The organism is Woeseia sp. D3-10 (genome assembly GCF_055809415.1).
Genome location: NZ_JBVVTW010000002.1, coordinates 1 through 13,090, shown reverse-complemented (window position 1 = coordinate 13,090; position 13,090 = coordinate 1). Strand labels below are relative to the sequence as shown.

General features: G+C 36.7%; 15 protein-coding genes and 1 pseudogene. 10 read left to right on the top strand and 6 right to left on the bottom strand.

Going from position 1 to position 13,090, the window contains the following annotated elements:
* The first annotated feature begins 541 nt into the window (after positions 1-541).
* From AC0L8N_RS00125 to AC0L8N_RS00110, 4 genes are all read left to right on the top strand, one after another.
* A complete protein-coding gene (locus AC0L8N_RS00125; RefSeq protein WP_473665597.1) occupies positions 542-685 on the top strand; it encodes a hypothetical protein in 144 nt (47 codons plus the stop codon).
* A gap of 37 nt (positions 686-722) precedes the next feature.
* The gene (locus AC0L8N_RS00120; RefSeq protein WP_473665596.1) at positions 723-905 is read left to right on the top strand and encodes a hypothetical protein; all 183 of its coding nucleotides are present in this window, start codon (positions 723-725) and stop codon (positions 903-905) included.
* Between the two features lie 287 nt (positions 906-1,192).
* The gene (locus AC0L8N_RS00115) at positions 1,193-1,348 is read left to right on the top strand and encodes a hypothetical protein (RefSeq protein WP_473665595.1); all 156 of its coding nucleotides are present in this window, start codon (positions 1,193-1,195) and stop codon (positions 1,346-1,348) included.
* 351 nt (positions 1,349-1,699) lie between these two features.
* Positions 1,700-1,957 (top strand): hypothetical protein, encoded by a 258-nt coding sequence (locus tag AC0L8N_RS00110; protein WP_473665594.1) that lies wholly within the window; start codon positions 1,700-1,702, stop codon positions 1,955-1,957.
* 281 nt (positions 1,958-2,238) lie between these two features.
* Here AC0L8N_RS00110 and AC0L8N_RS00105 read toward each other — a convergent pair.
* From AC0L8N_RS00105 to AC0L8N_RS00080, 6 genes and pseudogenes are all read right to left on the bottom strand, one after another.
* Positions 2,239-2,372: pseudogene (locus AC0L8N_RS00105) on the bottom strand (IS481 family transposase); the annotation flags it as partial.
* A gap of 1,161 nt (positions 2,373-3,533) precedes the next feature.
* Positions 3,534-4,640 (bottom strand): hypothetical protein, encoded by a 1,107-nt coding sequence (locus AC0L8N_RS00100; protein WP_473665593.1) that lies wholly within the window; start codon positions 4,638-4,640, stop codon positions 3,534-3,536.
* A 10-nt stretch (positions 4,641-4,650) separates the two neighbouring features.
* The gene (locus AC0L8N_RS00095) at positions 4,651-5,367 is read right to left on the bottom strand and encodes a hypothetical protein (protein ID WP_473665592.1); all 717 of its coding nucleotides are present in this window, start codon (positions 5,365-5,367) and stop codon (positions 4,651-4,653) included.
* Between the two features lie 250 nt (positions 5,368-5,617).
* Positions 5,618-6,343 carry a hypothetical protein gene (locus AC0L8N_RS00090; protein WP_472674469.1) on the bottom strand — a complete coding sequence of 242 codons (726 nt, stop codon included), beginning with the start codon at positions 6,341-6,343 and terminating at the stop codon, positions 5,618-5,620.
* 136 nt (positions 6,344-6,479) lie between these two features.
* A complete protein-coding gene (locus tag AC0L8N_RS00085) occupies positions 6,480-7,247 on the bottom strand; it encodes a tyrosine-type recombinase/integrase (protein ID WP_472674468.1) in 768 nt (255 codons plus the stop codon).
* A 36-nt stretch (positions 7,248-7,283) separates the two neighbouring features.
* Positions 7,284-7,709: an integrase arm-type DNA-binding domain-containing protein gene (locus AC0L8N_RS00080; protein ID WP_472674467.1), complete on the bottom strand. Its 426-nt coding sequence runs from the start codon at positions 7,707-7,709 to the stop codon at positions 7,284-7,286.
* Positions 7,710-8,107: 398 nt separating this feature from the next.
* On the opposite strand from AC0L8N_RS00080, the gene AC0L8N_RS00075 reads away from it, so the two are divergent.
* The 6 genes from AC0L8N_RS00075 (at position 8,108) to AC0L8N_RS00050 (ending at position 12,630) form a co-directional block, all read left to right on the top strand.
* Positions 8,108-9,343: a tyrosine-type recombinase/integrase gene (locus AC0L8N_RS00075; protein WP_473665591.1), complete on the top strand. Its 1,236-nt coding sequence runs from the start codon at positions 8,108-8,110 to the stop codon at positions 9,341-9,343.
* A 43-nt stretch (positions 9,344-9,386) separates the two neighbouring features.
* Positions 9,387-9,860, top strand: a complete 474-nt coding sequence (locus AC0L8N_RS00070; RefSeq protein ID WP_472674465.1) for a hypothetical protein — start codon at positions 9,387-9,389, stop codon at positions 9,858-9,860.
* 94 nt (positions 9,861-9,954) lie between these two features.
* On the top strand, positions 9,955-10,773 hold the full coding sequence (locus AC0L8N_RS00065) for an HNH endonuclease (protein ID WP_472674464.1): 819 nt from the start codon (positions 9,955-9,957) through the stop codon (positions 10,771-10,773).
* Positions 10,774-10,968: 195 nt separating this feature from the next.
* Positions 10,969-11,874, top strand: coding sequence for a hypothetical protein (locus tag AC0L8N_RS00060; RefSeq protein WP_472674463.1), 906 nt, complete (start codon positions 10,969-10,971; stop codon positions 11,872-11,874).
* Positions 11,875-11,990: 116 nt separating this feature from the next.
* Positions 11,991-12,362, top strand: a complete 372-nt coding sequence (locus AC0L8N_RS00055; RefSeq protein WP_473665590.1) for a hypothetical protein — start codon at positions 11,991-11,993, stop codon at positions 12,360-12,362.
* A 55-nt stretch (positions 12,363-12,417) separates the two neighbouring features.
* On the top strand, positions 12,418-12,630 hold the full coding sequence (locus AC0L8N_RS00050; RefSeq protein ID WP_473665589.1) for a hypothetical protein: 213 nt from the start codon (positions 12,418-12,420) through the stop codon (positions 12,628-12,630).
* The last annotated feature ends 460 nt before the right edge of the window (positions 12,631-13,090 follow it).

Here is a 13,090-nt window from a genome sequence, read left to right as displayed (position 1 = left end):
ACATAATTGAAAAAAGCTACGGCGGTTTACAGTACATATCAAGAGCTATCCCTTCGATTGTTTTGACCTCATTCAAACCTTAAATGAAATGGGAGGAAGAGTTACTGGTGAGATTGCAATACAAAAAGTTACACAAGAACGTAATAGCTTCCTTCAGGTTAAGATAATAAATCACATCGAAAAGCGGCTTGGATGAATTTAGATCACATTGTAGATTAATTGATAAGTTTTAAAAAAAAAACAATAAATAAGTGAATTTCACGACGGGGAAATCCACCGCATAGAAGCATTTTCTAGCTTTGATTTCCCTATTTGGTGAATTCGCTAAATAAAGAATTAATTAATACACACAGCAGTGGTATTGGATGCCAGTCACTTCGGCAATCATAAATGGGAAATCATGTGATTTGTCGGTTAAGTACAAATAATTGGCGGAAGAGTGAACGCTTAAAATCATTTTATTTCATATGGTTAAGTTTGTGTTTTCTTCCTTGCCAACTGGTTGTAAGGTAATAAGTATTAGCCCTAAAAGGAAATAAAGATGATAAGAAGTAAAGTGACTTTAGCAGTATCGCTGGCATTTGGTTTAGTTGTTAGTGGTTGTGGAAGTAATTCATCAGATGACGATAGTCAAAATGTAACCCCAACTGAAAAAGTACTAACTGTTTACGGGCAAAGCCATTGATGGTTATATTGTTCGCGGAATCATATTTTGGATATTAATGGCAATGGTAAAGCTGAACCAAATGGCACAAAAAGAAACTGAAGAAAGTGGTGATTACACGTTAGTTGTACCTGAAGAAGATGCTCAGTGTTTGGCTTATTCTGCAATCATTGTTGATGTTCCAGCAGGAGCATGGGATGAGGGCTCTGAAGATGAGAAAATGTCGAGCTTCATGAAGTAACCGAACCCTATCAAATTATATTGCAACCTTGAGCCCATAACAGAACAAGACTTCACTAACGGTTTAGTTAGAAATATTTCCCCTTAACGACAGTGGTTTGGGAAGCGATTGAGCGCAGTTATCCACAATTGCGGAGAATCAAGGTAAAAACCCTAATGACAGTGCATCTAACGCTAAGCATTGCCATTATCTGAAAAATCACGAAGAAGCTGTTCAAGAGCTACAACAAGAAATTGAGAGAATAGGTTAATGGCTTAGTTCAGTTTTACAACCTATCAGCGGATCAAATGTATGCTGACTTTATTGCGGATAAAGACTCTGAGGCTTTTCACGCAGCACAAGATATTATGAAAGGATTAAAAGCAGCTTATAAGCATAAAACCGATTTAAGAAAACAATATGCAGACTATCCAGATGCTGAGATCCGAGTTTTTGTATCATAAGAAGTCCAGAGTTAGATGAATATTTTCAAGTTGATAATGGCTGGTATCGTGATGCTATTGTATTTCTTGGTACAGAAGACTTTATTGAATTTAGTAAGCTTCAAGATACTGACAAGCTGGACCAAATTGATTTCATCACCAGTAAGTTCCATGAGTTAGGCCAAGAGTCGAATAATCAAGGCAAAAATGGCTGGTTAAGTGTTAGAAAGGACGCTTATAGAGATTCTAACGGAACTTATCGCTGCGCGAAAAACGAAAGGGTAAGTTTCATGTCAGATGGGATTCATTATGAACTTGGTAATGGCTCAGATTCAGATGCTTTAGCTAACTCGTTTGAAGAATGTAACTTTGATGACTTTAGTTCTCCATATGAGAGAAATTATCACCTTCAGGTATACCGAAGGTGATGCTGCATATAGTGCAGAATTTTACTTTAGAGCTGAACAAGCCCGTTTTACAGAATTAGCTGATTGGAAAGAGTTCACCGCAACAACCGACTTAAACGCACAAAGCATGATAGATACTCTTATTTTAACCCCTTATAAATGGGAAGATAGCGTTAATATTGATACGGCATACTGGCGTGAGCACAGGAAAAGAAGAAGGTGATGTGCAAATAGATGTCGACAATGATGACAATTGGCAGAGAGCTACTAAGCAAGATGATGGAACAGTATTATATGAGTGCAGCACTGATGGTGAAAACTGGACTGGTTGTTCCGAATAAGAATTAATATTACTCCCTGTAATCGGCGATCTAAATGATCGCCTTTTTATTGTCTTGAAATACAAACAGGTTGGAAATTTACTGGGTATTCGCAACTATTAAAGTGTACTAGCTCAGACTTGATCTGACAGTTACCCGTTTTTCTATCGGTGACTGTCAGGCTCATTTGAGCTAAATTCTCTTCCGCCCAAATGCGTTTCCCATCTTCTAATGTTTCAAGTGGCGTTCTGCCACGCACGTTTTCCTTTGATGAGTTCGTTCAGTATTGTAATAAACCAGCCATTCGTCCAGTGATCTTCCCCTGAAGAGTTTGAAGTCCAATATAAATCGGCAAGCTAGGTGTCTAGTGTTTCAGGGGAAGATCGCAAAATATAGCTTCTAGCTGATGAAATGGTGAAATCTCAAACTAGGCGTAATCAAATTCCCACTGACGTTTTAATTAATGAACTAAAACTGAACACTAGAGCTGTTATTATCACGCTAAGCAATGCCTTAAGCATTGTCTTCAAGTTAATTATTTCTATATTGATAATTATTGTTGGTATTACGGTCTTTGGTTCCGTATCAGGATAATCACGTTACAAATTGAAGCGATTGACATGCTGATCATCGGAGTGCAATTTATATTCTTCGACATAGTGTTATTTTTGTTGCAACGATTTTTACTTCCTATGAATGCTTCACAACGGACGAAAACTTTAAGTCTAAGAGTTGCTGATGGAATGTTAGAGTAAGTTTAAAAACCAATTTACTTTTTGCTAATTAAAGGAGGATAAGTATGGCTTGGTATTGGTGGGTTCTTTCATTTGTAGGTGGGTTAGTATTTATTGCGTTTGCGCTGCTCTTGGCTCTCAGCATTTGGGCTAATAGTGTGAAAGCGAAGCGAGAGTCTGAAGTCTTATTGTGTTTATCTAAAACCCAGGTAGACAGGGTTAACAATTACTTCGAAGCATAAATTGACAGAAATTGAAGTTTTATTCCTTAGTGAACTAATGTCAAAACCGGAGTATTTTGGCTTTTTGATAGGCGGACAAACCGATAGATATGAAGAGCTGGTGGACAAGTACATTGAACGTAAATATGATGAGCTACAAATTAAGCTTACTGATCTCTGAAGTCGTGAAAATAAAGACTTTGTTATTAAAAATGGGGGCAGTGGCCGCTGTGTCCATTGCTCATGGTCGAGATAAGCTCAAAGAAATGCCACAATAATATAAAGAGGTTTTAATGAATGTTATCCAACTATTTCGTCGTCAATACAATGAAGGTTAATATTGGGTAGTTGGCTATTCAATATCAGTTAGATTGACCAATTTTCAGGTCACACAGTCCAGATACATAGAATTAAATTGATACCTGCGTGGGCGACTGATGGTTTGGAACAGGGCCACACTATTTCTAGGTCGAATCATACAACCCAAAAGTAGACATGGCTTTACTCATTGAGTCAAAAATAACCTAAAAGTTTAAATGTAATCCAAACAAGTGTTTAGTACTCTTAATGTGGTAGTTGAAGACTTCATCTAAGTAACCACTGTGGAACTTGTAAAAAATAGGTATGTCTAAATCGCATACATTAAAGTTCGTCATTACTGTAAAATCAAAGGTATTATTTGATGTAGGTTTTCCACCTATAAGCTGACCTGTGCGGTATTCTAAAGCAAGGTGTAAGGTTTCGAAAATTAAAAAACTTTCCCTAGAGTAGCCATAAAGCCCAATTCTGGTGCCTTTGTGGTTAATGAACTTTGAGTCACTATAAGTCGAGTCCCAAAAAATACCATCATCAGGGTCGGTTATAACATCATGTCTAAGCTTGACTCCGGCCATAACTTGAAACGTTTCGTACATTCCAATAAAAACTGTTGCATGGGCGGAGATAAAGTTGTAACCACGACTAACAGTTTCGATGGCCATCTCATGGTAATATTCATCTCTTGTATTACCAGCCTTGTCTCTATTTATGTACTTAAATTGGCTGGCTAAAATTGGAAGGGGGTCTATATAAGAAAGCCTCTCCTGCAAAGTGGCATCTACAGGTGGGGTGCCCTCTCTCGCTTCATGTGTCGCTTGACCATTCGATTCATGCTCTAATCCAAAACCAAAGTCTGTCAGAACCCATCGACTAGTCGAAGAGTAATTACGAGAGTAATTTACTTGAACACCGGGATTAAACCTTCTGTTCACAACAGGCCCTGAGTATCGAGAACCTGCATAAAAGTCGAATTCTCCTGCAAAAGTAAAATAGACATTGTTATCAAATTTACTGACACCCGTTGTTTTAGATATTGGCTGTTTGTCGTTATCTATATCAGTTAACAGATAGGAAAAACTGTATTGAACGTCCAATGCTTTCTCTAAATCATTGTCATAAAAGTAGTCATAACCAATATAGTTACCACTGTAATGACCAATTCTGTCAATGCTTAATAAACTATGATTATCAACAGCTTCAAAAGCACCCTCGGATACTATTGTTTTCATATTATCAAGGCTTTTAAATGGGATGCTTGATGCAGATAATGAACCAGATGTTATTAGGATAAGTATGGAAAGGGGTACTCTCATGTTATCTTCCTTAATCAGATATTGATAAATCAGCTATGATTTTTACGCCAATACTAATTTGCAAACCATCAAATCCTGAGATGCCATCTGCAGAAAAGTAGGTGGCCTTTATGAAATACTTCTGCGTGTCTAAATGAAATTCCATCAATGCACTGTAACCATTGAATGAATCGACCTCATCTTGAAAAAGTGACTTCAATTGCATATCGTTATTGGCCAAGTCTCCAGTTATTAGTCTATTCTCATATGCAAATGTGAAATTGTAACTCCCCTCTTTCTCTAGAAATGTAAAATAATCACTATATGGTATCAGGCCGATATTAAAAGCCATTAGTCCGCCATCATCTAGTTGAGATTCAAACGATTCAGAATATGTGAGCTCGGAATAACCGAATCCCGCAGTCCATCCTATTCCCAAATTGAAAAGATTGGGGGAGAGGTAAGAAAACTGTAAATTTGCATAATCACCACTGGATCGTAATATAGTCCCTAAGTTGGATTTATCGGATTCAATTTTCGCTAAATCCGCCACGTTATAATTAAAACGAGTTAATCCATTACCTTGGTCTACTTCCCAGAAGACCCCTCCAGAGTTGGCTTCACCATCTATGTCTGTACCAGCTTCGATCCCGTATTGAAATTTCGCTGGTTGAGAATCTAATGCACTTGTATCTTTACTTGGGTCACTTAGTACAGTTCGTGTAGATATAAATTCATTGTCGGCCATCGTGTATGCGCTAAATAAAATGGAACACGCGAAAAATAAACAGGTTGGGAGAGTAGATTTAGACATAGCATGTAAGTCCCTTTAAATGGTTGTTTAATTTTTAGTCAACTTTGGCGGAAATTACAAGGTATATAGATATTATTATTATTAGAAGGGCAAATTTTGATTTAGAAGTTACGTATTCTAACATTTAGTGGGTATTACCAAGTCCGTGGCCGAGTGAAGCTCTACAAATCCTTTTTTAAAGAGCTTATTTACTAACCTTCTGGAATAAATCGGGAATATACCTCTCAGAAAAGCCTGCGATGACACTCAAAGACATCAAATTATAGATATTCTCTTTCGCGAAACTAAAAGCAAGGTCAGAGTTTGATAAAAGAAAAATACAAAACCCAGAAAATAACCCTAAAATTGGAATAAATGCAGCTTGAAGGAAGATGTATATTTTTCCATCCTCTAAATTGATTGATATGCTTGTATTTCTCTGCATTAGCGAGAGAGTACTACCCAATACACCAGTACTACCACAAAGAAATAAATCGTGCGGTAATAATCCAACAAATTTATTTAAAGTAAATAGGAGTAAGGTAATAGCAGTAGCTGAGGTTAATCCAAACAAAACTAACCATAGCTTTGCTTGATTAGGAGACAATAGCAGCAGGATTCTTTTTTCAACAGACATGAAAAATTGATCAACTTCACTTTCTTTTTCACAAGAGAATGCGTGATTAATTGCTGATGCTAACTCTCCTTCAACAGATTTTCTTATTTTTTCAGGTGTTGAGATTGGGATTTTGCCAGATAAAGATTGATATTTATCTACTGATTTTGAGAATATGTTTTGGTCGCATGAAACTTCCCATCTTAGTGCCCCAGCATCGTTAAGATAAACAATAGCTTTATCATTGTTACCATAAATAAAGGAGATAGTATCTCCACCAGTGGTCCTTTCTCCTACTTTATATCTTTTAATCATAGTCAGTCCTAACTTAATTCCACGTCGATAAGAAAAGTATCTTACCTGGATTGGTTTCAAATCGATAGTTAACTAATGTCGCTTGTTTAGCCATCGTTTAACTGGTTGCATAAGTATTGATCCACTGTTTGTGTTCTTATGATTGTGATGTCAAACTTGTTGATGAAAAAATAGATGACCTTTCAACATGATCACACCACCAGCTCAGTATCTCTCTTCGTTTCTCTATTAATTCTGCTCGGTTATAAGGTGCTCGGCTAGAGTTACTATCTACATGAGACAAACACATTTCTATTAATTCAGAATTGAAGTCTTTTTCATGTAAGGTTGTACTAGCGAGTGCTCTGAGCCCGTGTGCCACTAATTCACCAGCAAAGCCCATTCGTTTTATAGCCATGTTTGCAGTTTGAGTGTTGATATGTGTGTTGTGCATTCCTCTTTGGCATGGAAATACGTATTGATCGTTACCACTTATCGGTTGCATAAATTTTAAGAGGCTAATCATCTGCAGGGTAAGAGGGACTATATGCTCAGCTTTTTTCTTCATTTTATGAGCAGGAATCACCCAAATTCTCCGTTCCCAATCAATTTCTGTCCACTCAGTTTTGGCGGCTTCCCCTGGCCTGGTAAGTGTTAATAACTGCCACTCCACAAGACACCTAGTCACAGTTGAAACTTTTGCATTAGATAGAGCTTTCATAAACTCTGGAAGTCTTTCCGGGCGTAACGATGGCATATTTTTATGCTTTACGGGAGGGAATAATTTAGTTACATCTCTAACAGGATTTACTTCAACTAATCCCATTGCAATAGCATGGTGCATAACTTCATTAATATAACGGCAAATTCTTTTAAGAGTTTCTATATTACCTTTGGTTTGAATGGGCTTTAAAAATTTCGACAACTGGCTGAGTTTTTATATCTCGTACTGGAAGATTTCCTATGAAAGGAAAACGTGTTTTGACAGAATCATCCAAGCTTTATTGTATGTAGCGGGCTTTACTGTTTTCTTTTTTAGTTCGAACCAATCCTCTGCGACTCTATGAAATGTGTTCCTCAGAGCGTTGGCATGTTCTAACGACTCATTATCTCGCTGGGACTTTGGGTCAATGTTGTTTGCAATTTGCTCTCTGAACTTAGTTCTAATTTCTCTTGCAGATAGGAGGCTTATATCGGGAAAAAGGCCAAGACTAATATTCGTTCGTTGTTTCGTGTGAGGCTTTTGATAGTTAAATAGCCATTGTTTAGAGCCATTTGGCATAACTCTTAATGCTAATCCGCCACCATCAGACAAATTATATTGCTTTTCTTTTGGTTTAGCTTGCTTAACTTGGGTAGCGGTTAATGGTGTAACTATTTTAGCCATGTAACATCCTTTTTACTGAAAAGTGATTAATGTTACATCTTATGTAACATTAAGTGCTGGATGATAGTAAACCACTGTGGACTTAATGGGACAATGAATATCTCTGAATGCGTTAATTTTATTGGGCTGGTGGATTTTGTTGGACTTTAATGGAGAAGAAATGGTGCCCCCTCCCTGACTTGAACAGGGGACCTGCCGATTATGAGAAAAATTCAAGCCCTGTTTTTCAGTGTTTTTTGATGGGTCTCAGTGAACAATAATGAACAGGTTAAGTTTGTAAGTTGTTGTATTTATTGGATTGTTAGTTATGTTGCTTTTGTTCTTTGAAATCTTTGCTTTTTCATTGAGGTTCATTTAACCTGCTACAAATATGCTACATATTTTATTTGGTGCTAAAAATGACTCAACGGAACTCGATTAAAGAAAGAATCAATAACGCTTGCATCAAGGACCTCGATCCAGAAATTCGGAGGGTCAATGATTCAGTGATATCGGGGTTCCATTTTAGAGTTTCCCCAAAAGGGAAAATTGTTTATTACGTGTTTTATCGACTAGATGGAAGACAGGTAAATTTTAAACTTGGTTCCCATCCACAAATCACACCGCAACAAGCCAGAGACTTAGCAAAACAAAAGTTGGGTGAGGTGGCGAACGGTGTTGACGTTCAAGCGGAGAAAAAAGAAAAGCGTGAACAAACTGAGCGTAATAAATTAACTAAACTTTCTATATTTTTAGAAAAAACGTATTTACCGTATCAAGAAGCCCGCAACCCCAAAACAGCCGATCGAATTATTAAATCGATAAAAGCCGGATTTCCTCACTTATTAGAAAAGCAGTTAGCTGATATTTCAGCAAGCCAAATTGAAGTTTGGCGAAACGAAAAACGAAAGTCGGGCATGAAAGAAGCAACAATTAATGGATATGTTTCGACTCTTAAAGCTCTACTAAATCGTGCGGTCGAATGGGGCTTTATTGAAAAGAACAATTTAGAAAACATTAAAAAACTAAGAAGTGACAATAAACGCATTCGCTTTTTAAATGATGACGAACAAGAAAGATTAAAAACAGCTTTAGAAGAACGTACAGTCAGAATTAAAAAAGAACGTGATAATGCGAACCTTCATCGTGTTATGCGAAACAAACCAACGTTACCTGAATTTAAAAAACGTACTTATGTTGATCACCTAACACCAATTGTTCAATTGGCTATGTATACCGGAATGCGAAAAGGCGAAATTTTAAGTCTTAAGTGGGATGACGTAGATCTTAAAAACAAAACAATTACCGTTCAACCAGAAAACGCTAAGTCAGGGAAGCGCAGACATATACCAACAAACGCGATTGTTTTAAATATGTTAAAAACATGGAAAAAAGAAGGCGGAACGGTTGAGCATGTATTTGAGAATGAGCCCAATAGGCCATTAGCAGACTTTAAGAAAGCTTGGATGAATCTTTTGAAAGAAGCTGATATCAGCAACTTCAGGTTCCACGATTTACGCCACCACTTTGCTAGCATGTTCAGTGATGAAAAGTGTCGACTTGAATACTGTCAGAGAGTTATTGGGTCATTCTTCGATAGAAATGACTTTACGATATGCTCATTTAGCGCCAGACCACAAAGCAGCAGCGATTGAGTTGTTGGATTGACGGGATAAATAAATAGGAAGGACAAGTAACTTGAAAACTTTAGATTATAGTGACTTTTATACTCAAATTGAGCAGTTCGAAACACTACCGAATAGTATTGATGAAATAACAATTGATAAATTTAAAGCAGTCTACGGGTCAGATAAGGCTAATGAAACTCGTAAAATAATATACTTTTTTATGTCTAAGAAACCGATACCACGGTTGCGTGGTGAAAGCAGAATTATATACATAGGGAAAACAGACAATAGCTTTAAAGAGAGGCGCTTTAAGGACGCTAAACTTCATGCAACGTCAAAAGCCAATTTTTTAAAGTACTCAGTAATACTCAAGGAGTACGGAGAAATAACAGTTAAGTTTTGTGAGTTCTCTAAGTTTGGAACAACACCAGCAAAAGCTGAAGGGCAATTTTTGTGGTGGTACTTCCAAAATCACTGTGAATATCCTCCCGTCAATTACACACAAACAAAAGTTAGAAATGACGTAATAGAAGTTGCTGACTAGCTAAAAAAGTCATTAAATTCATAATCTTTTAATTGGCTTTGATGTGAGATAGTATGCTTTCACATAGTCTTTTATTGCACAGCAGGGATGTACAGTGTTTGAAATAGGGAAAATTTATAATCGTAGGCAACATATTCATGGGGTCTATGCGGGTCAACAATATGGTGGAATATCAACACCTTCTAATCATCCATATATATTCATATTTACAAGTAAAGCCGGCGCAGAATACGGTTATTCAGACGATTTTAGTCCGGACGGCACTTTCAGGTACACAGGGGAAGGCCAAGAAGGTGATATGACGATGTCTAAAGGCAATCTTGCCATTAGGGATCACAGGAAGAATAATAAAGAGATACTTCTATTCGAATCTACAACTCAAGGCCATGTTCGTTTTGTGGGTAGATGCAATTATATAACTCATCATACAGAGCAGCGGCCCGACAAAAATAATGAACAAAGAGATGCTTTTGTTTTTCATTTAGACATCGATAATTCAGGTAAAGTTAGAATTGAGTCGCCAGCCGGTGATTATTTAGTTAGGCCGACTAGAACCACTTCATTATCCAGGTTGCGCGAAATAGCAACCAGCCGAACCCCTGCTACTTCAGATCAAAAAACACAGCTTGTTAGTGTTAAATATAGAAGTGATGCGATACGTTTATATGCAAAAAAAAGAGCGAATGGCCACTGTGAAGGCTGTGGATTAAAAGCACCATTTGAGACAAATCAAGGCCCTTATTTAGAGGTACATCATTTAACGAGACTTTCAGATGGTGGTGCAGATCTACCTGAAAACGTTATTGCGGTTTGTCCTACTTGTCACCGGAGGGCTCATTACGCTATGGATTCAAAAGAATATAATGAGATCTTAAGAAAAACCGTAATAGAGATAGAAAGTAATCTTGAATAATTTGTTTTTCTTGAGTGAATCTTAAAGTGTTTTAAAGTTAACTTTAAAACAAAAAGTGCTTATGAATCATACCTAAATTAAACATGGGCGTGTAAAAATTTAAAGTTATAGATGATCTGAACACCATGAAAACACTGGTTTATCTTTAAATAAGTTTAAGTTCAGAGTCATTAATCATTTTTAAAAGGACGTTAAGTGACTGCAAATAAGTATTACTCAATGGATGAACTTGATAGGCATTCAAATATATCTAAATCACAACTAGTGGATTTGGCCAAAAATAGGAAAGTTCGTTTATCTATAGATTGCACGGAATTAAAAGGAGTGTTCTTTTCGTTAAATGGTTCTGAAGTTATTGGACACGGTCAAGGGTTATATAATGGTAAGTTACTTCTTAACGAAGAGGATAGCTTTCGATTAGCAACTAGAAAATCGATTATTTTATACGTTGCTGAGTTAGAGGAACCCGAGCTTGTTCAGTTTAATAAAACTCAACATGAGCCGCTATCTTGTGAGCTATTCAACGATTGGCAGCCACTACATCATCTAGACCCAAACAAAAAAAATGGCATTTTCATAAATACGAAGCTAAGCGTGGACACTGATAGCAACCTTTCTTTAGCGATTAAAAGATTTGATCTAGAAAAGGAAGAGCTACTTAAACCAATCGGCAATAACCCTTTTAGTAATAATACTGGAACCATAAGAGATATTTATGTTGAGGGTGAAGAATTCTTGATATTACAATCTGTGATAAATGTAAACGAGTTGCAAAATATAACTAGAATACCTGAACCACCTCAACAAAATGTCGATTCAGCTAAGCCCGATCCTGAGGATTTCAAAGACGAAATAGACAGGGTGTTCGCGCGAATAATTGTTGTTAATAATAACCCTAAATTTCTAGAAGCATGGCGTATTTTAATGAAAGATATTAGAAGTGAAGAAAGGGTTTATGATTGTAACAGCATCGTAAGAGCTATCAGTCACGCTGATATTGCTTTTGTAAATAGTTATAACTCGGGAAAAGACTTAGAGCTTTCTACTATGAGAAATCGGTATACAAAAATAAGAAAGAACCTATTTAAGGAAAATAATTAATAAAGCTGCATTTTACGTTTAATAAAGTGTAAAAATGCGCCAACTGATTCCTTTTGATTTTTGTGTGTACCTGGAGAATCTGATTCTGGATTTACATAATTTCAAAAGAGAATGCGATGACTACTAAATTGAATACGAAAAATATAATGAAACCTAGCGCTCAATTATTTAATGAGCCATACCAAAATTTAGGAAAAGTTCTAAACAGCTTAGCTGATATTGCCGATACGAAACGGGTAACGGGTAATGGCGTGCGGCGATTTAGAAAAGAAGAGGACTACTCATCAAGAAAGTCTATGGATCCTAGAATATTAGAACAATCAATCCATGAGCTTTTTTTCAAACCGATAAAAGAGTTTGTATCAGAATCATTTGCATACTTTTTTTCGGATTGTGTTCGAATGGGGTTGCAGAATTTACTCGGAAATAGTAAAACGAGTTCCTATGGAAGGGATCTCTCAAAAAGCAGTAATGTATTCAGTAAATAGGTATTTGTTTGTTGAAATGTTAGCTAGCGTTATATGGAAGGTTGGAACTCAGCAAATGCCAAATAACAATGTTCCATTCTTTTATTGTGAAGAATATCCTATTAAAAGTGCTATTTCATTTTATGAAAATCAGAACAAATTATCAGATAATCATGTAAATGATTACTTCGCTGATAATGAGAGAAGCTTCAGAAAGTGGAAGAGTGGAGAAGAGCTGCCAAATATAGGAAGTTTACAACGGATTGCTCGAGTGGGCATCACTTTCTGACGAAATGGCCGCTACAGAGGATCGTGAAACCCTATTTTTAACGCGGTTTATTGACTCTTTTCATCGAAAAACGAATTACAAGTTTGTTGATATTTTAAGAAATGCAGTGAAATCTCGTTTACTGACTAATAGCGAACCGACGATAGATTTTTGGACGAGTATTTTTTGAGTTCTATGCTGAGCAGTTAAATGGTAAAATCTGAAGTTGACATACTCTTACTGTTGAGGGAAACCAACTACATAAGCTTTTAAAAAGAACTTCAAATAAACCTGAGGGTAGCCTCTCTGAATATTCTAGCCGACTAGCAAAACCTGAAAGATTAGTAGAAGAAAATAATCTGACAGATGAACTTGCTTATCACCAAGAATGGCTGAAGGGCAGATTGTTGATTCTGAGTGGGCGAATTTCGGATAGTAGTGAGCATTACGCTAAAGCAGTCGAATTGTCATTGTATAAATC

Excerpts from the sequence above, each read along its gene's own strand:
- AC0L8N_RS00125 (WP_473665597.1), top strand. The coding sequence starts at position 542 with ATGATAAGAAGTAAAGTGACTTTAGCAGTATCGCTGGCATTTGGTTTA.
- AC0L8N_RS00120 (WP_473665596.1), top strand. The coding sequence starts at position 723 with ATGGCAATGGTAAAGCTGAACCAAATGGCACAAAAAGAAACTGAAGAA.
- AC0L8N_RS00115 (WP_473665595.1), top strand. The coding sequence starts at position 1,193 with ATGTATGCTGACTTTATTGCGGATAAAGACTCTGAGGCTTTTCACGCA.
- AC0L8N_RS00110 (WP_473665594.1), top strand. The coding sequence starts at position 1,700 with ATGACTTTAGTTCTCCATATGAGAGAAATTATCACCTTCAGGTATACC.
- AC0L8N_RS00100 (WP_473665593.1), bottom strand. The coding sequence starts at position 4,640 with ATGAGAGTACCCCTTTCCATACTTATCCTAATAACATCTGGTTCATTA.
- AC0L8N_RS00095 (WP_473665592.1), bottom strand. The coding sequence starts at position 5,367 with ATGGCCGACAATGAATTTATATCTACACGAACTGTACTAAGTGACCCA.
- AC0L8N_RS00090 (WP_472674469.1), bottom strand. The coding sequence starts at position 6,343 with ATGATTAAAAGATATAAAGTAGGAGAAAGGACCACTGGTGGAGATACT.
- AC0L8N_RS00080 (WP_472674467.1), bottom strand. The coding sequence starts at position 7,709 with ATGGCTAAAATAGTTACACCATTAACCGCTACCCAAGTTAAGCAAGCT.
- AC0L8N_RS00075 (WP_473665591.1), top strand. The coding sequence starts at position 8,108 with ATGACTCAACGGAACTCGATTAAAGAAAGAATCAATAACGCTTGCATC.
- AC0L8N_RS00055 (WP_473665590.1), top strand. The coding sequence starts at position 11,991 with ATGACTACTAAATTGAATACGAAAAATATAATGAAACCTAGCGCTCAA.
- AC0L8N_RS00050 (WP_473665589.1), top strand. The coding sequence starts at position 12,418 with ATGCCAAATAACAATGTTCCATTCTTTTATTGTGAAGAATATCCTATT.